This is a genomic window from Enterococcus sp. BWT-B8 (genome assembly GCF_020567625.1).
Classification (GTDB): domain Bacteria; phylum Bacillota; class Bacilli; order Lactobacillales; family Enterococcaceae; genus Enterococcus_L.
The window spans coordinates 109,341-130,073 of sequence record NZ_JAJDJV010000003.1 but is presented as its reverse complement, the minus strand read 5'-3'; the positions used below and the strand labels follow the sequence as shown (position 1 = coordinate 130,073).

Annotated in this window: 16 protein-coding genes; 15 read left to right on the top strand and 1 reads right to left on the bottom strand. The window is 40.7% G+C overall.

Annotation, left to right across the window (positions count from 1 at the left end; genetic code table 11):
* The first annotated feature begins 101 nt into the window (after positions 1 to 101).
* The 13 genes from LI951_RS05040 (at position 102) to LI951_RS04980 (ending at position 16,076) form a co-directional block, all read left to right on the top strand.
* Positions 102 to 806, top strand: coding sequence for a winged helix-turn-helix domain-containing protein (locus tag LI951_RS05040; protein ID WP_202067829.1), 705 nt, complete (start codon positions 102 to 104; stop codon positions 804 to 806).
* A gap of 248 nt (positions 807 to 1,054) precedes the next feature.
* Positions 1,055 to 2,368 (top strand): carbohydrate-binding domain-containing protein, encoded by a 1,314-nt coding sequence (locus LI951_RS05035; RefSeq protein WP_229441465.1) that lies wholly within the window; start codon positions 1,055 to 1,057, stop codon positions 2,366 to 2,368.
* Positions 2,369 to 2,536: 168 nt separating this feature from the next.
* Complete coding sequence (locus LI951_RS05030; RefSeq protein WP_229441464.1) at positions 2,537 to 6,385, top strand: pectate lyase-like adhesive domain-containing protein; 3,849 nt, start codon at positions 2,537 to 2,539, stop codon at positions 6,383 to 6,385.
* Between the two features lie 15 nt (positions 6,386 to 6,400).
* Positions 6,401 to 6,769, top strand: a complete 369-nt coding sequence (locus LI951_RS05025; RefSeq protein ID WP_202067826.1) for an LPXTG cell wall anchor domain-containing protein — start codon at positions 6,401 to 6,403, stop codon at positions 6,767 to 6,769.
* Positions 6,766 to 7,569: a WxL domain-containing protein gene (locus tag LI951_RS05020; RefSeq protein ID WP_202067825.1), complete on the top strand. Its 804-nt coding sequence runs from the start codon at positions 6,766 to 6,768 to the stop codon at positions 7,567 to 7,569. Before LI951_RS05025 ends, LI951_RS05020 begins: the two co-directional genes overlap by 4 nt.
* A gap of 34 nt (positions 7,570 to 7,603) precedes the next feature.
* Positions 7,604 to 8,365: a WxL domain-containing protein gene (locus LI951_RS05015; protein WP_202067824.1), complete on the top strand. Its 762-nt coding sequence runs from the start codon at positions 7,604 to 7,606 to the stop codon at positions 8,363 to 8,365.
* A gap of 96 nt (positions 8,366 to 8,461) precedes the next feature.
* Entirely contained in the window at positions 8,462 to 9,556 is a 1,095-nt protein-coding gene (locus LI951_RS05010) for a DUF916 and DUF3324 domain-containing protein (RefSeq protein WP_202067823.1), read from the top strand.
* Between the two features lie 24 nt (positions 9,557 to 9,580).
* Entirely contained in the window at positions 9,581 to 10,249 is a 669-nt protein-coding gene (locus LI951_RS05005; protein WP_229441463.1) for a hypothetical protein, read from the top strand.
* Between the two features lie 20 nt (positions 10,250 to 10,269).
* Positions 10,270 to 11,004 carry a signal peptidase I gene (lepB, locus tag LI951_RS05000; RefSeq protein ID WP_229441462.1) on the top strand — a complete coding sequence of 245 codons (735 nt, stop codon included), beginning with the start codon at positions 10,270 to 10,272 and terminating at the stop codon, positions 11,002 to 11,004.
* 22 nt (positions 11,005 to 11,026) lie between these two features.
* Entirely contained in the window at positions 11,027 to 11,749 is a 723-nt protein-coding gene (gene lepB / locus LI951_RS04995) for a signal peptidase I (RefSeq protein ID WP_229441461.1), read from the top strand.
* Between the two features lie 29 nt (positions 11,750 to 11,778).
* Complete coding sequence (locus LI951_RS04990; RefSeq protein WP_229441460.1) at positions 11,779 to 14,415, top strand: YfhO family protein; 2,637 nt, start codon at positions 11,779 to 11,781, stop codon at positions 14,413 to 14,415.
* A complete protein-coding gene (locus tag LI951_RS04985; protein ID WP_229441459.1) occupies positions 14,412 to 15,320 on the top strand; it encodes a hypothetical protein in 909 nt (302 codons plus the stop codon). The genes LI951_RS04990 and LI951_RS04985 overlap by 4 nt, the downstream gene beginning before the upstream one ends.
* Positions 15,321 to 15,332: 12 nt before the next feature.
* Positions 15,333 to 16,076 (top strand): hypothetical protein, encoded by a 744-nt coding sequence (locus LI951_RS04980; RefSeq protein WP_229441458.1) that lies wholly within the window; start codon positions 15,333 to 15,335, stop codon positions 16,074 to 16,076.
* Between the two features lie 352 nt (positions 16,077 to 16,428).
* Here the strand turns inward: LI951_RS04980 and LI951_RS04975 are convergent, their stop codons facing one another.
* Entirely contained in the window at positions 16,429 to 16,974 is a 546-nt protein-coding gene (locus tag LI951_RS04975; protein ID WP_229441457.1) for a hypothetical protein, read from the bottom strand.
* A gap of 741 nt (positions 16,975 to 17,715) precedes the next feature.
* On the opposite strand from LI951_RS04975, the gene LI951_RS04970 reads away from it, so the two are divergent.
* Both LI951_RS04970 and recA read left to right on the top strand, forming a co-directional pair.
* Positions 17,716 to 18,963 carry a competence/damage-inducible protein A gene (locus LI951_RS04970; protein WP_229441456.1) on the top strand — a complete coding sequence of 416 codons (1,248 nt, stop codon included), beginning with the start codon at positions 17,716 to 17,718 and terminating at the stop codon, positions 18,961 to 18,963.
* Positions 18,964 to 19,067: 104 nt separating this feature from the next.
* Positions 19,068 to 20,117 carry a recombinase RecA gene (recA, locus tag LI951_RS04965; RefSeq protein WP_229441455.1) on the top strand — a complete coding sequence of 350 codons (1,050 nt, stop codon included), beginning with the start codon at positions 19,068 to 19,070 and terminating at the stop codon, positions 20,115 to 20,117.
* Positions 20,118 to 20,733 lie beyond the last annotated feature (616 nt).

Genomic DNA, 20,733 nt, shown 5'->3' with positions numbered 1-20,733 from the left:
TACATGTCTGTATCTTAATCAAATAATAACGTATAAAAAAGAATTTTTAAAAAAATTTGCCTGAAAAAAGTAAAAGAGACAAGGATTAAGGAGGAAGAGCTATGTACAACATAGGTGTGAATCAGTTGAGTGGAGACTTTGAACATACATACATAGGGACACTTGAGAAATCGAAATGTAATGTCTTCCAAGTTGACAAGGAAAATGTAGAAAAACTGGTCAGCAATCTTGATGGGGTGATCCTTAAAGAAGATGATACGCAAAATATGGGGGTTATCTGTGGATTGATAATGAAAATTAAGGAAAAATCAAATCCTCTGATTTGGGTCTTTTCTGATCAGCCGTCAGCCACTCAAAAAGTCCTTTATCTTCAATTAGGGGCCGACGGTACTTTTTCATCAGAAAGTGAACCTGAGGAGGTCAATTTAATCATTGAGAATTCGTTGAAAAGATATCAAAAATTGAAAAAGGAAGAGCACAGTAATGATTTGGAAAAGATCAAAGGGAAAAGTGATTCATTGGTTGAATTGATTCCTCATAACGTAAGCGTGAAGATGCATCCGGATGCAGAGGAGATACCGCTGACCAGGCTGGAGTTCCAGCTGATGAAGCTTCTTCATAAGAACCAGTCAAAAGGGGTCACATATAAGGAAATCTATGAAGTAGTCTGGAAAATACCTTACAAGGACAATAAATACAGAGTAGCAAATTTAGTATTTCATTTAAGAACGAAGCTGGAGAATGCTGGTGCAGAGCCGACAATTATTCGAACTGTCCGTTCCAAGGGTTATATGCTGGTCGTTTAGTCTGAGTTGATTAAGTATTAAATGTCTGACTTAAAGATTTTTGGGAGAAGTCATACACCCATTGGCAGCTGTAAAAGGTTCGCTATGAGGTGATGACCATATAATTCACTTTAAAATAGCAAATGGGGAGGCGTTCGTTGGGAGAGGAAAATGATTGTTTCAATTGAATAAAGAAGATCGGTCATTCATTTGATGCAATTGAAGAGTTATTGATTTACAGAAGTTTTACTAAAGAAAGGGAGAAATATATGTTAGGAATTAAAAGAACAACCAGAGTCTTGTTAGTTTCACTTTTTGCAGTACTGTTCATTGTGGCTGGAGGCTTGAAAGCATCTGCAGCTTCTGTCTTAACGTCAGCAACAGATTTAAAAGGATATGATGCGACTGTTACAACTAAAGCAGATGGAACCAATATTTTAACAACTAAAAAGGGGGAATACGTTCTGAATGAGCGGTCTTCTCTTTATAGTTCAAAAACAATCACGATTACACTAAACAACACGGTTCCGGTTGATATGGGTGCCATTAATGTAAAAAGTACTCTGGAATTCAAAGGAAATGGAACATTGAATGTTACGACGACTGGAGAAACAGGTATTTATGTAGGGGCGCATCTACGAGCATTTAAGAGCACTAAATATGGAAAAGGTCATGTTACAGCTATAGCTGCCGGCACAGGATTATTTGTTCATAATGAAATCCAAATGGAAGGCGGAACAGTAGAAGCATACGGGAAAAAATATGGTATCTACTGTGAAAATGATATTAAGCCATACTATGATGCTGTGTTGAAAGGAACGGCCAGCGAAGGAATCGGAATCTATGCATACAGAGATATCTATGCTTGGAAAGGTGCAACAGTTGTTGGGGAAGGTCATGTAGCCGGTGCCCGCTCAATTATTGCTCATATTCAGGCAGAAGATGCCGGAAGCTCAATCACTGGTATTTCTACAAATATTAACAGCCAATATTCAGCATTACATGCAGATAAACAAATGCTGCGTGCTTATTCAGGCGCAATTGTTCGTGAAGAATATAAGAAACCAACCTTCAAAATTACAGATGATGTTCCTGTCTTTGTTACAGACTTTACAAGTGTTGCCCGCAATATGAAAAACATGAAAAACTACAAATGGTATTCGGAGCCTGACAATGTATTTTTAAACAGCGATGGCGGACTGCTGGGAGACCTATCTAAAGGTTCACCAAAACAGTTGAAAATTGTTGGCTATCGTCAAGACACTAAAGTGAACAAGAATGAAGTGACACAGCTGAAATCAAATGGGATACATGAAGTAATTTTCTCAGAGGCCCCAACTGATTTTACTGTTCCGGTAACTGTGAAGTACTGGGTGAATGAATATAGCGGCGATGATTTTTATCTATACAGTGAAGAAACAATTGATTATCCAATTGGGGAAGTATTTAACTATGAGAATCATTTAGTAGATTTTTCAGCATATGAACATACTTTTGTAGAAGTGGATGTTGAAACATTTGTTGTTGAAAAAACAGATTCAGGCTACGTAGTTAACTACTACTACAAAGTCGATTTCGATTAATAATAACTTTAGATAATTTTAGCAAAATACCTTAGCTTTTTACTGACAGATGATTTCTTTTTTCTCTGTTTCGTTTAACAGATTGATGAATCAGTGAGCGGAACAGAGAGAATTGAAATAGATGCGTTAATAAATGACGCACCAATTCTCGAAGAAAGGAGGAAAATAATGAAAAAAAATAAAAAGAAGTATTTTATCGGACTCTTTTTCATTTTAGTGAGTTTGGTTGCTGTTTTTTCCATTAAACAGTGGCAGACATCGCCTGTAAAAGGAGCTGAAAAGAGCATTGTTACACTGGAGCAGACAACTCTGGCAGATGATGAGAAAATGAACTACCTGAAAATGGAGATTACTGATTTCAGTCAGGATATTAGCTTGAAATCAAATAATGCAGTGTTGTATTCAGAAGCACTTCTTGATGCATTGCCGTCTGAGCTTTATGACGACGTGAAGGCTGAAGAAAATGCGGACAGCTCAGAATTAACGATTTCTTTTTCTGAAGACCTTTCTTTAAAAGAGCCGCTGGAACTGGTTATTGAAGTCTTGCCAAATGAAGTGAGCGTTGAATCTGGAAGGGTGGAAGCAGTTGTTGGCAAGCAGACGGTTGCTGAAACAACACTGGATTTTCAGCCTTCTGAAACAATTCAGAGAAATCCGACAGACATTCTGCCAACCGCTTTAGCAGTACCCTATGCAGTTAATCCTGTTTCAGTAACAACTTGGGCAGAGTTAGTAATAGAGTTGGGTAGTCCCGATGTTGATCAGATTAACCTTGCTGCAGATATCACAGCTACAAGTAATGTCAGCGTAAACCGTGAAGTCATTATAAATGGTCAAGGTCATTCATTAACGATGGGTAGATATTCATTTCAGCCGACAGCTGCTGCGCATATGATTATGCAGGATTTCTCCTACACGGCAACGAACTCTGTTGTCTCAGGTTTGGGTGCTTTAACAGTAACTGGCAAGGTTGAAAGTTTATCCGGAAATACTGGTTCCATTGCACTAATGGAAGGCGCAACAATTGTATTGGATGCTGTCGATTTGACAGTTGATGCCGGAAGCTCGTCAGAAGCAATTTTTGTTTCCAAATTTTTTACAGTCACCAACGCCTCTCAGGTTAAGAGTTATGCTGAAAAGTTTTTCGGAAACTATGATGATTCTGCCGTGGGTTCTCAGATTGTTGTTGAAAAGCAATCACAGGTCTATACCCACAGTATGAAAGGAACCACATCCAATGACCGTGGTCAGGCGTGGGACATTCGAGCACAGGCTGATTTTTATGTTAAGGATCAGGGAACGTATTTGTATGTTGAAGGAGATGGACAGCAGCAGGCTTCCAGAGGAGGCATTTTCCTGATGAACAGGGACAATTCCACTATTAATGTATTGGATGGTGCCATGTTTGATTTACATTCCATTCATACCTCTGCAGTTGTTTTGATGAGTCAAAATGGCGTATTTAATGTTAGGAATGATTCAGAGCTTAATATTATTCAGGATGACGACCATGGATATACTCTGGGAGCAGCTTTACGGTTCAGAGTTCGTGGTGCAATGACATTTAATATTGAAGAAAATTCTGGAATTAATATTGAGAAAAAAGCAGGGCGTGCTGCAGGAATTCGTATGTATGGTGCAGACAATAAGGTTTATGTTCGAACAGGCTCAGATTTTACTGTACTAAATAATGGAGATGGGACAGCAAGGAATCCGGGGTCAGATGGAGCCAATCAGGGGATACACTATGATAGTGCTTCTGGCGGCGGAAGTGAGTTTAACTTGTTTGATGAAGATTCCAATGTGGAAATCACTGCTCTTACAGGTGCTGCGATTGATGCACAAAACTATCCTATGCAAATCAGAGCAGAGGAGGGCACCTATTTCGTTGCCAGAGGACAAACGGCTTCAGCATCGTCAGGAAGCACCTCTGCTATCTTTAATTCAGGTGTAACAGACATTGAGTTTGGAACAATGAAGTATTTTGATTTCACCAATACACGTTCTGGCGGCGGTCAAATATTTAATAACAGCACAGGATCAATATTTACAGCTGCTGATACAGATGTAGCTTTCTGGATTAAAGGGAAAGATGTGACCGGAAATCCGGATAAATCATTTGTGAATGTGAATTTTACACTATCAACTACATCAGGCAGTACCAATGCTAACCTTGGTAATTTTGTTTCTGGCAGTGCAGAAGTTCAGCAGTTTTTAGCTGAAAATTCAAAGCTGCAAAACATGACCAGAATGAATGGAAACAATCAACGACCGGTTGTTGATGAATTACGAGTTCCTACCAATGCAGATAAATATATTTGGGGGCATGCAGGAGTACCGGAAGGGAAACATGACGGGAATCGTTCTGCATTTACCAATGAAGTAATGGTGAAAGCGAACATCCTTGATTCAACTGGAACGACAATTATTCATGAAGGGCTTCAGGGAACGATTGTTGAAGGAATAGTAGGCTCGGGCACCGTCTCGGTTTATGGAGATGACGAACGTGCCGGGATTTTCAGAATTGCTGTACCGGATGATGCGTTTCTTCCTCAAGATTACAAGGTGGAAGTAACAGATGCCTGGCGTGGTGATCTGGAAAATAACAAAGCGCACATTAGTACTGCGGATGATATACAGACACCCCGGCGAACTGTTTTGGATGTGACACCGCCGGAACCAGCTGTACTGACAGATGAAAATCTGAATAATGCGACAAAGGTACTTTCCGGTGAAAATGCAGAAGCAGGGGCGACAGTCTATGTGTATTACGATACAGGTGACAAAGCGGTTGGAACACTGCTGGGAACTGCAGCTGTTGAAGCTGATGGCAAATGGTCATTCAATCTTCCTTTTTATTTAGATAAGACCAAACAATTAAGTGTTTATCTGGAAGATAAGGCTGGGAAGCATACAGCAGCAGAAGTTGTTTCTGAAGCAGGTGCGGTACCAGTTCTCTATGATCAGGTTGGTTTAATTAAACCGCCGGTAACGAATACGGTAAATGGGAATATTAATCCATATAACGATTTGGCTTACCATGATGCGGTATTTAAAGGTGTAGAAAAATATACAGTGGCGGATATTTTACCAGATCAGCCAAGTATTGAAAAAGCGGCTTCCGCTTATCGAAATAATGTGGAAGTGGCAAATACTCAGGTTGGAGATACCCTGCTTTACACTTTAACAATCAAGAATAATAAAGACAGCAGCTATGCAACCAACTGGAAAGCAGTTGTTGCAACAGACATCATTCCTGATACAGTGATATTTGATCCAGCTACTGCTGAAGTGACTGTGGATGGAATAGTTGTAACTTCGCCAAATGGGTATACCTATGATACAGATACACGTCTGTTGTCGGTTAATCTGGGCGATCTTGCCACACAGGAGAGTGTAGTTGTCACATTTAAAACAACGGTTGGATATTCAGCTACAGGAACAGAAATTGAGAACACAGCGAAAGCAGAAGGAGATTCTCCGAGAGAAACACCGTTTGTTGCAGGTCCTGTTAATCCGAATGCAGATCATGAAACCTATTGGGCAGAATCTGGTGTAGCGAAAAATCCGGGCGGCATCATTTATGGTGTGCTGGAGCTGAGTTCAGCACCGAATAAGATTGATTTCGGCTTGAAAGAGGCTCGCAGCTATGGTGAATTCCATGCGAAAAATCCAACGTACGATACGCCGCTGATTGTTAGTGACAGCCGTGCAGTATTTACGGACTGGACGTTAACGGCAACAGTGACTGAAGTGATGACTTCTCAAAATGATCCTTCTTATACATTGCCGAATGCGCTGATTTATAAGAGTGATAATGGGGAAGAGACTCTTGGTCTGAATCAGTCCAGAGTTATTCTGACACAGCATCATACGGCGAGCGGCGCATACAATGTTAGTGAAAACGAATGGGAAAATAAAGACAATGGGTTTGAGTTGAAGTTGAATGCAGCACAATACAGAGAAATGAGCGAGTATCGGGCAACAATCCTGTTCACGCTGAGTGAAACATATTAAAAGGAGGGAATAGTGATGAAAGTGAAAAAATTGATTTATCTGCTGTTTTCTTCCTTGGGATTGCTGCTTTTATCGGGTGCCTTTCTTCCTGTTGCCTACGCACAGGAAGAAATCGGAGGAGCTGTTCAGACGAATGGAGAGATTGGTTTTTATGAGGGAGATGCACCAATTGTTGATTCTTCAACTACTAATTCTTCAACAGCGGCATCTTCTTATCCGACCACTTCAGGGAGTACAGAACCTGCAGCAGCAAAGCCTGCCGGTAAGTATCCATCTACCGGTGAATTGGTTAAGAAAAGCTTGTCCTTCAGTGGAGCTGCTCTGATTTTAATTGCCTTATTCCTGTTTCTGATGAAGCGGAAGAAAAAGGAGGCAGAAGAATGAAAAAATCATGGTTAATGAGTACCGTTCTCCTGTTTTCTTTAGGGGTGAGCTCAGTCGGTCAGAAAACGGTTCATGCAGAAAACAGCAGACAAACGGATGGTCATATTACCTTTACCGGTGATTATGATGATGAGGGGATACAAGATCCTGAGCATCCGGAGAATGAAACGGATCCGGGAGAATCGCCAGGTACATCCGGCAAGCTGCGTATTGATTTTGTTCCTCAATTTAACTTTACCGGGCACAATAAAATCTCTGATACCGATACTGTCTATCCTGTAAATGCACAGCTGTTTCATGATGAAACAGCTGCAAGAGGAAACTTCATTCAAGTATCTGATTACCGTGGGGCAGCGCTAGGATGGACACTCCAGGTTCGTCAGGAAATGCAGTTTCAGAACGCCAATACAGCTAATAGCCAGTTGAATGGGGCTGTTTTATCGCTGGATAAATCTTGGACCAATTCTACTCAGGACAAGGCTGCGGCACCAACCGTTTCCAAAGAAGTCATTCGACTGGATAATATAGGCGCAACCTATAATTTGGCGGAAGCAGCTTCTGGAAAAGGCTATGGTACATGGTCAATCTCATTTGGTGCATCTAATGATAACCCATTGGGTTTGGACAGTACATTGACGCCTAAAGTTGATGCTGAGAGCCAGCCAATGCTGGACAGCAGCTTTGGAAACAAACAAATGCAGGAAAACAGTGCAATCACGTTGTCCGTACCGGGGGCAACCAAAAAGGACCCGGTCACTTACTCAACGGTGTTAACTTGGATATTAGCCGAGTTGCCATAAATAAAACACACAAACAAACTAGGAGGAAACACACATGAAATTATCACACAAATTATGCGGAGCAGCTTTAGTAGCTGCTGCAGGGGTTGCATTGGCAGCGCCAAATACAACGAAAGCGGTAGATAATGCTAAAACAGGAACTGGACATATCGAATTTACATTTGATACAGGCACTTCAGGAGTTATCCCAACTGATCCGGGAGTTACCGATGGAACAACAATTACAAATCTGCCTTCAGTTACCAATCCTGGAGAATTTGGTATCATTGCAATTACTCCATTGGAATTTGAATCTCATGATGTATTGACTGCCAATACAAAACGTGACTATGATGCTTCACTATTTAAAGCTAACCCAGGAAGTACTGAAGCTGGCACTGAAGAATTTGATGTACAAAACTTTGTGAAATACCAAGATCTGCGTACACAGGAAAACCATGCATATAAATTATCTGCAACATTGACACAACAATTTACAGACACTGCAAGCGGATATGCATTGAATGGATCAAGCATCACTTACAAAAATGCACACCTGACACAAACTGGTTCTCCTGAACTGACACCGGATGCAAGTGAATTGACAACTCAGGGAACAATCAGCGAAGCAACGCCAACATTTGATTTCCTTAGTAATACAGGTGTTGACGGAAAAGGTTATGGACAGTTCGAATTGAACTTTGGCGATAAAACAACTGGTAATGAATCTGTAACAATGAATATCCCTACTTCAACTGCAGTGGGTGCTGGTGATTACAACGCTGTAATTACTTGGACATTATCTGAAACTCTTTAATTCTAAATTAAAGAACCTATCAGCCAGTAAGGTTCGCCGGCGGTTTTATAAGTCGGCGACCTTCTTTTATGAGGAGAAAGAGAGGACTTTTAAAGCATGAAAAGACGAATTGGGTGGCTTATGATCATCGTTTTATACATAGCAGGAATTGGGTGTTTGGCGACACCGACATATGCAGAAGAAACCTCTGCAGAGCAGGCAAACGGGGCAAGTCCGCTGGGATTTACCTACAAAGTAATTCAACCGGAAAATCAGCAGAATTATGAAGTTGGCTACTTTGATTTGCGTATGACTCCCGGACAACAGCAGACAGTGGAGATTCAATTGACCAATGAAGGAGAAGAGCCTCTTGACATAGCTGTTTCACTAAATGGTACAAAAACAAACGGTAATGGTGTTATAGAATATGGTCCCAGCCCGATTGATAATGACAAATCGCTAAAATATGATTTTTCTGATCTGGTGAAAGCACCGGAAACAGTGACTGTTCCGGGAAAAAGTATGGTTCCTTTGCAACTTGAAATCACCATGCCGGAAGCAACCTATGATGGTGTGATTTCCGGAGGGATTCAGCTGAAAAAGGTTGTTGATGAAGAAGCGCGAAAAAAACAAAGCGGTGTTATTAATGAATATGCTTTTATGGTCGGTATGATATTAACTGAAACAGATACGGTAGTAGAGCCTAATTTGGAACTGAATGAGGTATACGCAGGGTTAAGCAATTATCGAAACAGTATATTTGTGAATTTTTCGAATGTTGAAGCAGCCTATTTGGAAAATCTGACGATGGAAGTACAGATTATGACGAAGGATTCAGATACAGTTCTATATGATACGAAGAAAGCGAATATGCGTGTGGCGCCAAATAGTATGGTGGATTTTGCTGTTTCCATGAACGGAGAAAAAATGGTTCCGGGGGAATATCGGGCGAAAGTAGTTGGAACTTCAGGTGAACGAAAATGGGAATGGGAAGAAGGCTTTACCATCACAGATGAAGATGCCGATAAATACAACAAACAGGATGTGGAGCTGACACAGGAAGAAGGCATTAACTGGCTGCTGGTAGGAGGAATTGCCGGCGGGATGCTGATTATTGCTGTCATTATTTTCTTCATTGTGCATATTATTCGTAAGCAAAAAGAAACGAAAAAGAAAGCCTTAAGAAAACAGAGAAAAGCAAAAAGAAAATAGAGGGAAAGAAAGGAAAAAGGAAGTATGAGTATATTAGACTGGTCATTTGTCATCCTGTTATCCGGCACCCTTCTTTTTTCCCTGTTTGGCTGTCTCCTTTTTATTGGTTTTTTGCGAACCAGTAGAAAGTGGAAACGACTGAAGCGAAAACAACCGCCTAAAAAGAAGAAAAAACGACGACAGTTTTTACGCGCCTGTAAACAACTGGAAAAAAAGCGGAAAGGGCAGAGACGTCGAAGTTTGATAGTTCTTGTTTTTGCCGGACTCTTTCTGGCCAGTGGTATGTATTCCCGCTATTATCAGCAGAATCATCTGCAGGCGGAAGATGCAGATGCATTGGTGCAAAGCTATTATTTACTGGATGATGCAGCATTGCAGATTACCAATATTCAAAATGGAGATAATCCGAAAAAATCCAGCAATAATCTGCACGAAATCACCGCCCAATTAGCTAGTTACGGCGCAAGAAAAGCCAATCTGACATTAACAGAAGATGGGCAAAAGCTGCTGAATCGGCATTTTACTTTATTAAGGGAGTTGGGTGTCAATTTAAACGGGCAGTCAGCTGAAAGCCTTCAGCAAGTCGGGAAAGCAGAAGAATATCTTGCTGATATTGTCAAAGTACAGGAAAGTCAGAGTACAGTATTCAAGCGTTTTAATGTAAATGAAGGTGCATTGAAGAAAAAACAGTAACAGACGGTCAAGAGGTGCTGATGGTGAAAAAAAGAAAGCAGCGATTGTCTCATACGAAAACAAAAAGAAACTCAAAATCTGCTCAGAAAATAAATTTGCGAGAAAGTAAGAAAAGAAAATCGGGACACAGAAAGACTGCTGCCGTTTCAAAAAATGGGAAACAGCGCAAAACCAGCAACCGAAAACAGCCGAAGAGAAATTATACAAAACAAAAGAAACGAAGAGAGGGCGCATTTATTAAAGAATTGATGATTGCTCTCCTCATTGCGGCAGTACTCTTTGGTCTGCTGTTCTGGGTTACTGTCAGAATACCCAAAATAGAAGGTTATTCTATGACACCGACGATTAACGATCAGGACCGTCTCTTTGTATATAAATGGGACTCTATTCAGCGTTTCAAGCTGCTGTATTTTGAAGTGCCGGAAACGGGTGAAGCAATGGTTCGGCGAGTTGTTGGACTACCTGGTGAGGAACTTTATTACAAGAACGGCAGTCTGTTTATTAATGGTGAAGAAATTCCAGAACGGTTTTTATCATCTGTTTTTTCAGAAGCTGCTGCTGAACCGATGACAGAAGATTTCACTTTGAAGGAAATCGCTGAAGTAATCAGGGTTCCGGACGACTGCTACTTTGTTCTGGGAGATAACCGACTTTATGCGACGGACAGCCGCTATTTTGGGTTTGTAAAAAAAGAGGACATTTTTGGATTGGTGAAGGCCAGAATCTTCCCTATCCATGCCATGCGTCAGTTTTAAGAAGAGTAGAGGGACAATAGGTATGCAACAAAAAAGGACTCAAATAAAGAAAAGAAAATCTCGGAATCAAAAGAGACAATTTGCTGTTCGGCGAAACAAAAAGCAGCAAAAGTTTTTAATCGGAATAAAAAGGCGGGTTCATTACTTAAAAAAAACAAAAACATGGAGAGAACTGCCTGAAAATCTCGTAAACTGGTTCAGGCAAAAAGAAACATGGGGCTTGTTGTTATTTTTGCTTCTTCTGCTCTTTTTTTTTCTGAGGTTTGGAACACATAAAGTAGATGGCCAATCAATGGCGCCGACATTTCAAACCGGTGATCGAATTATTGTTAAGAAGCAGCAGGTCATTCAACGATACGATATTGTTACTTTTGAACCTAAAGAGATCAAGGGGGAGTCCTATGTAAAAAGGATTATCGGGATGCCCGGTGATCAGATTCAACTGGATGGCACAACACTGTATCTGCTGCCGGAAGAAAGTGTGACAGCTGAAGGAGATACTCAAATTCTGCCGAGAGAACCAGGCAGTTTGGCAGATGGAACCCTAACAATTCAGGTTTCAGAATACACTGCATATATGCTGGGCAGTTATCAGACGATTCCGAAAGGACATTATTTTGTCGAAGGTGACAATCGGCTGCATTCTGATGACAGCCGGGTTTTTGGCTTAGTTGACTCGGCACAGATTGAAGGGGTTGTGCTGTACCGTTACTATCCATTGACAAATATGGGGGCTGTCCATTAAGAATACAGACAAGAAAGAGAGAACTAAACATGAAACGATTACAGAGATTTGTAAAGGAGCACTATCTGGCAATGATTCTCAGTTTCAGTATTCCTGTACTGCTGATGGTCGTTGCCTATTATTCTATTGAAATTTATCCGGGAAGTGAGAGAAGTATTCTGGCGACAGACTCCTTTGCACAATATGCGAACTTCCATGCCAGTTTCAACAATGTACTTCATGGAAAACAAAGTATTTTTTATACATGGTCGGGCTCTCTAGGGTTAAATTACTGGGCATTGGCTGCATACTATCTTAATGGTATTTTCACTCCTTTGGTCGGCTTCTTTGACAATGCCAATATGCCGGATACAATTTATTATCTGACACTGTTGAAATTTGGTGCAAGCGGTCTGGCATTCTGGTTTTTCGCCAAGCATACGTTTACGCTGAATCGGTGGCTGTCAGTTGGCTTAAGCATTTCTTACTCGCTGATGTCTTATGCTGTAGGCTACTCGGAAGTAATCATGTGGCTGGATACATTTGTCTATTTACCTTTAATTATCTGGGGAATTCACAGACTGATGGATCAAAGAAAGCCGACCTTATTGTTTACCAGTTATCTGCTGCTGTTCTTGTCCAATTTCTATATGGCGTTTATGGCAGGTGTCTTCACTTTTTTGTATACAGTCATACGAACATTGCTGAATCGGAAAAAATATAAGGGGCGATTTATTTCCTATCTGATTACTTCTTTACTTGCCGGCGGAGCATCCATGGTGACAATTTTACCTGCAATTCTTGATTTGAGAACAAATGGAGAAAGTCTAAGCGAAATTACTGACTTTTTCACAGCTGATACGGGACCATGGGATTTTATTGCTAAAAGTATGGCAGGTGTGTATGATACGTCAAAATACGAAAGTATGCCATTTATCTATATCGGACTGGTACCGCTGATTTTCTGTGTGTATTACTTTGTCTGCAGAAAGATTTCGTGGAAGGAAAAATTGGGATATGGGAGTCTGGGACTTTTACTTATCGCCAGTGTCTATATCTATCCTTTGAATCTTTTTTGGCATGGGCTGCATGCACCGAATATGTTTTTATTCCGATTTAGTTTTCTATTCTCTTTTCTGGTTATTTTGCTGGCCGGGTATGGAATGGAACAATTTGAAAAGGCAGACAGTAATCGTCTGATAAACAGTGTGCTGGGAATTGGCGGTGTCTTTTTACTGATGCTGTTTTTAGCCAATAAGAAGCGCTATGATGTGATTACAATGGAGTCTCTGGTTATTACGATTGGTCTGCTGATCATTTATTTAATGCTTTGGCTTTTATGGGTTTCTCCCTCAAAATGGTCAAAATGGGTTCCAGTGCTGCTGGTTCTGCTAATGGGGTCAGAAGCCTTATTCAATGCAAAAAATATGGTAACAGGAATTCTTTATGATTGGGGCTATCCTTCCAGAGTATTATATGCAGATTCCTACGATAATGTTAAAACACTGACTGACAGCACGAAACAGGAGGAACAAAACTTTTTCCGTTTGGAAAATCTGGATGTGGAGTCGCTGAATACCAGCTTCAATTTTGGTTCGCATGGCGTGTCCATGTTTTCTTCTATCCGCAACCGACATTCTTCTCAGTATTTGAATGCGTTGGGTTACCGTTCTCTGGGAACAAACTTGACAATTGATTACAAAAACAACACTTTACTGGCAGACACGCTGGTTGGAGTGAAATATAACGTGGCAAAAGGAGAGCTGTTAAAGTTCGGCTATACTAAGATCGGAAAATCCGGAGAGTATTCTTTATATGAAAATGAGTATGCTCTGCCGCTGGGAATATGGACTGACGAGGAGATTTACAAAAGCGGAGCTGTTGCCAATCAGACAGAGCTGTTTAATCATCTGTCTGGGATAAAGGGGGAGCTTTTCAGCTTTGGCGAAGCAACACTGGTTAATTCAATGAATGCTGTTGTAACAGAGGAAGAACAAACTATAAGTATCGCAGAGACTGAACCGAATCTTGCAAAGCAGGTAACCTGGCTGGTAACGGTGCCGGCCAAACAGCAGGCGTACCTTAGTTTGGTTGTGACAAATCTGGCTGATTCTGTAGGGATTGATGTGAAAACGACGGTTGGCGGAGTCACACGAAAATCCGGACTGGTTAACAGCGGTCAGTATTATAATTTAGGCTATTTTGAGGAGCCGACAACTGTTCAGGTGACAGCGGAAATATCCGGAGGACAACAAAAAGTGGAACTGTATCGCCCCGATGCAGTCTTTCTTGATACAGAGCATTTTGCTGAGGCAGCAGGAAGGATGCAGGAAAAAGGTGTTGATTTTCAGGTGGAGGGACGAAGAGCCCGGGCGGAGGTTTCATTGGAAAATGAACAGGTATTGTTAACAACTATTCCTTATGATAAAGGCTGGGAAGTTTATATTGACGGTGAGAAAGCAGAAGTAAAAACATTCAAAGATGCCTTTTTATCAGTTGCTGTACTACCAGGTGAGCATACAATTGAATTTGTCTTTCTGCCATCTGGTTTTGTGATGGGTGCTTCTTTATTTGTCGGTTGTATTCTGTTGTTTCTTTTTTATCTTTACTGGCAGAAAAGGAATGGGTGGATAGTAGCTGCACAACCAGTGGAAAATCAATTGGCTGAGGAGGAAGAAATCCAATGAAGCTATGGCTAAATGGTGCATTGACAGGAATGCTTATTCTTTTGCTGTCCGGCTGTCAGGGGAATGAACTGGCAAAGGAAACCGAAGCTTTTACAATCAACGGCAGCGAGTATGAATTTCAGCTACCCGCAGGCTGGGAGCCGGAAGAGGACTATCAAACAGCATTTAATGAAGCAGCAGTTTTTGGTGCAGAAGACAGGAACAGTCGTGCTGTGATGTTTATTCGAGGGGAAGAGAGTGAGCCTTTTTCTGTTGAACAGCTGGCAGCGGAGACGGAAGAACAGGTCAGTAAGCATTATCTGCTGGAGACTGCTGAGATTGAGGAGTTTGAGGTGGCAGGTCGACCTGCTATTCATTATTTGATTCCCAGCGTCTATGAAAAAAAACGAGTCTGGCTGGACATCTATTATGTAGTAACAGATTCAAACCTTGTCAGTTTTCAGTATTACCGGCCAAAGGACAACAGTGCGAACAAACAGCAGGCAGTAATCCGCCAATCTGTTGAATCGCTGGAGCTGACCTATCTGGGAACTGCTTCAGCAAAAGACAAAACTGAAGAGGAAGCTGCTGTCCAGTTCACTGGTTATAAAATAGAAGAGGATCAGCTGATTATTCGTTATGTACTGACGAATAAGGGGACAGAGGTAATTATCCCCTCAGAAAAATGGGAGAGCCTAGTTACATTGGAACAAGGGGACCGTATGCTATTACAGGAAGAAAAAGCAGTTCGGGATAATCCGGATATTGCATTTTTGCAGCAGACGGGGAATCAGCCGTTGTCCAATAATCAGTCAGCAGAAAGCGCAGCAGTCTATCAGCTGATAGGAAAAGAGGCAGTCATGCTTACATTTGATTCAGCTGTTTTTAATGGAAAAGAACCGCTGATTATTCCAGTATCAGAGTAAGGAGCTGAACGTATGTATGTAAAAAAAATAATAAGAGCTTGTCTAACAGCCGCCGCAGGGTTGGTTATATCAGGTTGTTCACAGACTCCAGTATCAACAGCAGATAAATCATTGCCGGAGAATGAAACAGCTTTTACCTGGTGGGCAGACCGCTCCGAGCCATTTGGTAATTACGAATATGCAGTGACGAATGAGTCCGAAGCGCTGACAGCTCTTGCTGACAAGTTTGAACTGGAACTGCTCCCGTCTTTTGACAAGGCAAGAGAGATAATGATAGAAGATTTTCTAATCGAAGGTACAGAGCAGGAAGCAGAAGAATTTAGTTTTAATGCCTATAATTCAACACTGACTTTTTCCAGTAAAATTAAATTTAAAAATGAAGAAAAATATACTTCTTATGGAACTGTAGCAGCAAAATATCAGTATATTGAAACGCTGGGAAAAGTGAAGCTGGCCAGCCAGAAAATTGATATTTATAATGATTTGTCAGATGAAAAATTTTATGGAGCAGATTTGAATCATACACTGAGGCAACTGGGTGAGCTTATGGAGCTGAAAGAGTTAGATAGGCTGTTGGAAGAATTCGCAATTCAAACAGCAGATACAGGTACTTTAAAGGGAAAAGATATTGTTATTTACGAAGATTATCAGGAAGGGCAGAAGACCCGTTTGTTCGGAAAAAGCTTTGGTGTGAAATATGATATTGAAGGAACACTTGAAAAAATCTATGCATATACGATGGATTACAGGCTATAAATAGCGTGTAGTATAAGTAATTAAAAGTGACCAGCTCCGAGAATTAAGAAGGAATATCCGAAAATTGTCAAAGAACACTATTCATTCTATGAATAGCGTTCCTTGATACCTTCCTGGAGGTCCTCATATTTTCAGTATCGTTCGACTTAATTCCGAAGGAGCTGCTCCTTCGGTTACTCGTCGCAAAAAGAATTTTTGCTTTTGTACCGCCATGTATTCGAGTTTAGAGCATGAAGAGAGTTTGAAATTTTATTTCTGTCCCAAACTCTTTAGTTTTCTTTTTAGAGTCATGGATAATCAAAAAATTATTTTGAAGAGTAGGTGAATAATATGGAAGACTTTATTTAAAAAATTAAACGGTTCCCAGAATATATTCAAATTCCCCGAATGCTACTTCATCAATTCCGCCATTCATCTGCAGCAGTATTAGCTTCTCTTCATTTACAGCAGTCCAGGATTTATACTGAGGGTCCTCTGCTGACAGATTATCGTAGAAAGCTTTCACTTCCTGCAAATCAGCTAAATTAGTGTAAACAGTTACCCGTCCATTTAGGTACGAAGCAGTATATTCAGAATAATATACGCCAAAGATAGCACCAGAAGCGGCTTTCATAGGAGCCAATCCATAATCCTCCGGGGTCATATCTCTTTCTTCGTTAACCCCCAGTCCCGCTTCTTTAAACTTTTGAACAACCTCCATAGCAGTGATGGCTGCCTGAGGCTGGACTTCTGGAGCTTGAGCTTCCGGAGTTTCAATGGAAGCAGTTGTATTGTCAGTAAGAGCAGCTTCAGAGCTGGAGCTGTTTGCTGAGGTATCTTTTTGATCATCCGGCTTGCTGCAGGCACTCAGACTAAGAAAACCAATACTAAGCAATCCGAAAATAATTCTTTTATTCATACGATCTCTCCCTTTATCTAATATTCTTGTGATTTTTATTTTAATAGTGAGCCTAATTTCTTTAATTTTTATCAATGTAACAGGAGCAGGGTAAACTATTTATGCTGACCTGCCAGTTCTATTTTGTCAGTTTCACTTGTGTAGGAATATCTAGTGAAATTGCCAGTTTCGCTAAGAGAAATAAACTAGTGAGATGGTGTGCAAAGCTCTGATTAGGAATAAAGGGGTTAAAATTTATTTCCTTAATTAGGAGTTTGCAATGCAAAGCCTCGATAAGTATTCCTTCAGCAAAGGTTAGTTTATCTGAGGGTATTAACGACAATTCTATGAACTCGCAAAATTCATTCATTGTAACCATAGGCAGCATAGCGTCACGTTCCTACAGGCAAAAAGAATGTGCATCTACAGTTCTCGCTGCGTTGCGATCCTCGATGCATGAAAATAGCAGTGCATCTACGATTCTCACTGCGTTGCGATCCTCGATGCATAGCGTCACGTTCCTACATGCTATTCTACCATTTTTCATGAAACCAAATCCATAAGATTGTTTAAAAATCTCTCAGTGTTTTTTTGCGGGGCAAGATAGTTTGTCATATTTGATTTAAATGGTAAGGATAAGTAGAATTTACTTTAAGAAGAGTTCTTACTATTTTACTTTTTTAGTGCTTTTGCAGGAAAAAATTCGTGTGTTAAAATGAAAGTAGACTTTTTTACGTAGATTAGAATGAGAAGAGGAAAATTATGAAGGCAGAGATTATTGCTGTTGGCACAGAACTGCTGCTTGGTCAGGTAGTGAATACAAACGCTACATTTCTTTCAGAAGAGTTGGCGGACTTAGGGATTGAAGTTTATTTTCATACAGTTGTGGGAGACAATTTTCAACGGTTGACGGAGATTCTGGATCTGGCAGACAGTCGAAGTGATCTAGTCGTTTTGTGCGGCGGATTAGGACCTACTGACGATGATTTGACAAAAGATGCAGTTGCTGCTCATATTCAGCATCCGCTGATTCAGGATAAGGACGGAATGAAAAAGCTGCACTCATTTTTTGAATTTTCCCGTCGTCAGATGACTGAAAACAATTTGAAGCAAGCACTGATTATTGACGGAGGGACAGGAATTCCAAACCCAACTGGTCTTGCTGTCGGTTCCCTTGTGACAAAAAATGATACAAGCTATCTGCTGATGCCCGGACCTCCGGGTGAGTTAAAGCCGATGTTTGTTCAGTATGTTCGCCCGTTGCTGCAGAAATTGTTTCCAGCAAAAGAACAGCTGGTTTCGAGAGTTCTCCGTTTTTATGGTATTGGAGAATCTCAGCTGGTTACTGACCTGAAGGAGTTAATTGATAATCAAACCAATCCAACTTTGGCGCCTTATGCGAAACCAAATGAAGTAACTTTGCGACTGACTGCCAATGTATCCTTGGATGAAAACGGCGAAGCACTGCTTTCTGCAATGGAAAAGCAGATTATGGAAAAAGTTGGTGACTATTTTTATGGCTATGGAGATGAAAATACATTGGAAGAAACGACAGTCAAATTGCTGGCTGCTCACGGCAAAACAGTGGCGGCGGCAGAAAGTTTGACGGCAGGACTCTTTCAAAGCATGATAGGGAATGTTTCAGGAGCTTCCAATGTGCTTATAGGAGGATTTGTGACCTATTCTCCAACAATGAAAAGAGAGCTGCTGGGTATTCCTCAGGAGCTTCTTGACGAATATGGAGTGGTCAGCGAAGCATGTGCGAAGGCAATGGCTGAAAGTACTCTGAAACTGACAGATGCCGATTTGGCAGTTTCATTTACAGGAGTTGCAGGACCGGATGAGCTGGAGGGGCAGCCGGCCGGAACGGTCTGGATTGGGCTGGCAGGGAAGGACCGTGAGACAACTGCCGCTGTATATCATTTTAATCGGGATCGCCAATATATACGCTGCAGTGCGGCAATGAAGGGATTGGACCTGATTCGACGGGCAGTCTTAAATAAAAATTAGAAATACGAATGTTTGTTCGCTTTCTTCTTGATTTTTAAGAAAAAAGAAGTTAAGATAGTATTATCGAAAATAAATCATTTATTATATATAAGGAGGATTATCAATTGGCTGATGATCGCAAAGTGGCACTGGATGCTGCGTTAAAGAAAATAGAAAAGAACTTTGGTAAGGGTTCTATTATGAAGCTTGGGGAAAAAATTGATCAACAGATTTCAACAATCCCAAGCGGATCACTTGCATTGGATGTTGCTTTGGGAGTCGGCGGCTATCCCCGCGGACGAATTATTGAAGTTTATGGACCTGAAAGTTCAGGTAAAACAACAGTAGCATTGCATGCAATTGCTGAGGTACAGAAACAGGGTGGAACAGCTGCTTTTATCGATGCTGAGCATGCGCTGGATCCTCAATACGCACAAAAACTGGGTGTTAATATTGATGAACTGCTTCTTTCTCAACCAGATACGGGGGAGCAAGGTCTGGAGATTGCTGATGCTTTGGTTTCCAGCGGTGCTATTGATATTGTTGTTATTGACTCTGTGGCAGCATTGGTGCCTCGTGCAGAAATTGACGGCGAAATGGGTGCCAGCCACGTAGGTTTGCAGGCACGTTTGATGTCACAGGCGCTGCGTAAATTATCCGGTTCTATTAACAAAACAAAGACAATCGCTATTTTCATTAACCAGATTCGTGAAAAAGTTGGTGTCATGTTTGGTAATCCTGAAACAACTCCCGGCGGACGTGCCTTGAAGTTCTATGCAACAGTCCGTCTGGAAGTCCGTCGTGCAGAACAATTAAAACAGGGAACGGACATTATCGGAAACCGTACTAAAATCAAAGTTGTTAAAAATAAAGTTGCTCCTCCATTCAAAGTGGCAGAGGTAGATATCATGTATGGTCAGGGAATTTCTCAGGAAGGTGAACTTCTTGATATGGCTGTAGAAAAGGAGCTAGTCGAAAAAAGCGGTGCTTGGTATAGCTACAAGGGAGAGCGGATCGGACAAGGACGTGAAAACGTGAAAGTCTATATGATTGAACATCCTGGAATGATCGAAGAACTTTCCCCAATTGTCCGAACAGCATATGGAATTGGAGATGGCTCAATCGTAATAGAAGAGGTGGAAGGTCAGGAAAAGCTTCCCTTAGATGATGAATAGAAAGCTCCGGTTCATTAACAAAAGCAAATGATGCTAGTGAAGAGAATTCAATAAAGTAATGTCGGGTCTAGAGGGGAAAAATCCCTCTAGACTTTTTTTGTTCGGTTAAAATAACGGTGTACCGAAATAAAAGCTGATTCTTAGTTTGAAGTTATAGAAACTGTGATGGCTGCTGTATCATTTTCATGTCGTAGATTTTTTAAAGTTCTCTAATCCGGTATCGTTGTATTTCCGAATCTAACCCATCATAACCATTGTGAGAAAAAAAGTTCCTTTTGATGTTAATGCTTACACTATGACAGATGTCAATAACTTTTGAAATAATCATGTATTTTTTTCTGCAGAATAATTATATTTTTTAAACATACAAAACTCTCTGTAAAATAGATTTGGAATTTTTGTTTTTTCCTTGTCTGCTTTAATAGAAAGCGTATCAATATATGACAACGTGCTCTTTTTTTTTACAGAAATAATAGGTTTTTCTGATTGGTGCAAGCTGTAGAAGAATGGTTATTTTAAGTTGACACACTCAGAGACAAACATTAGAATAAACTTATGTGCATTTAGCAATTTATGCACGTGAAACAGAGTATTAAAAATGGCATTCATATGTCAA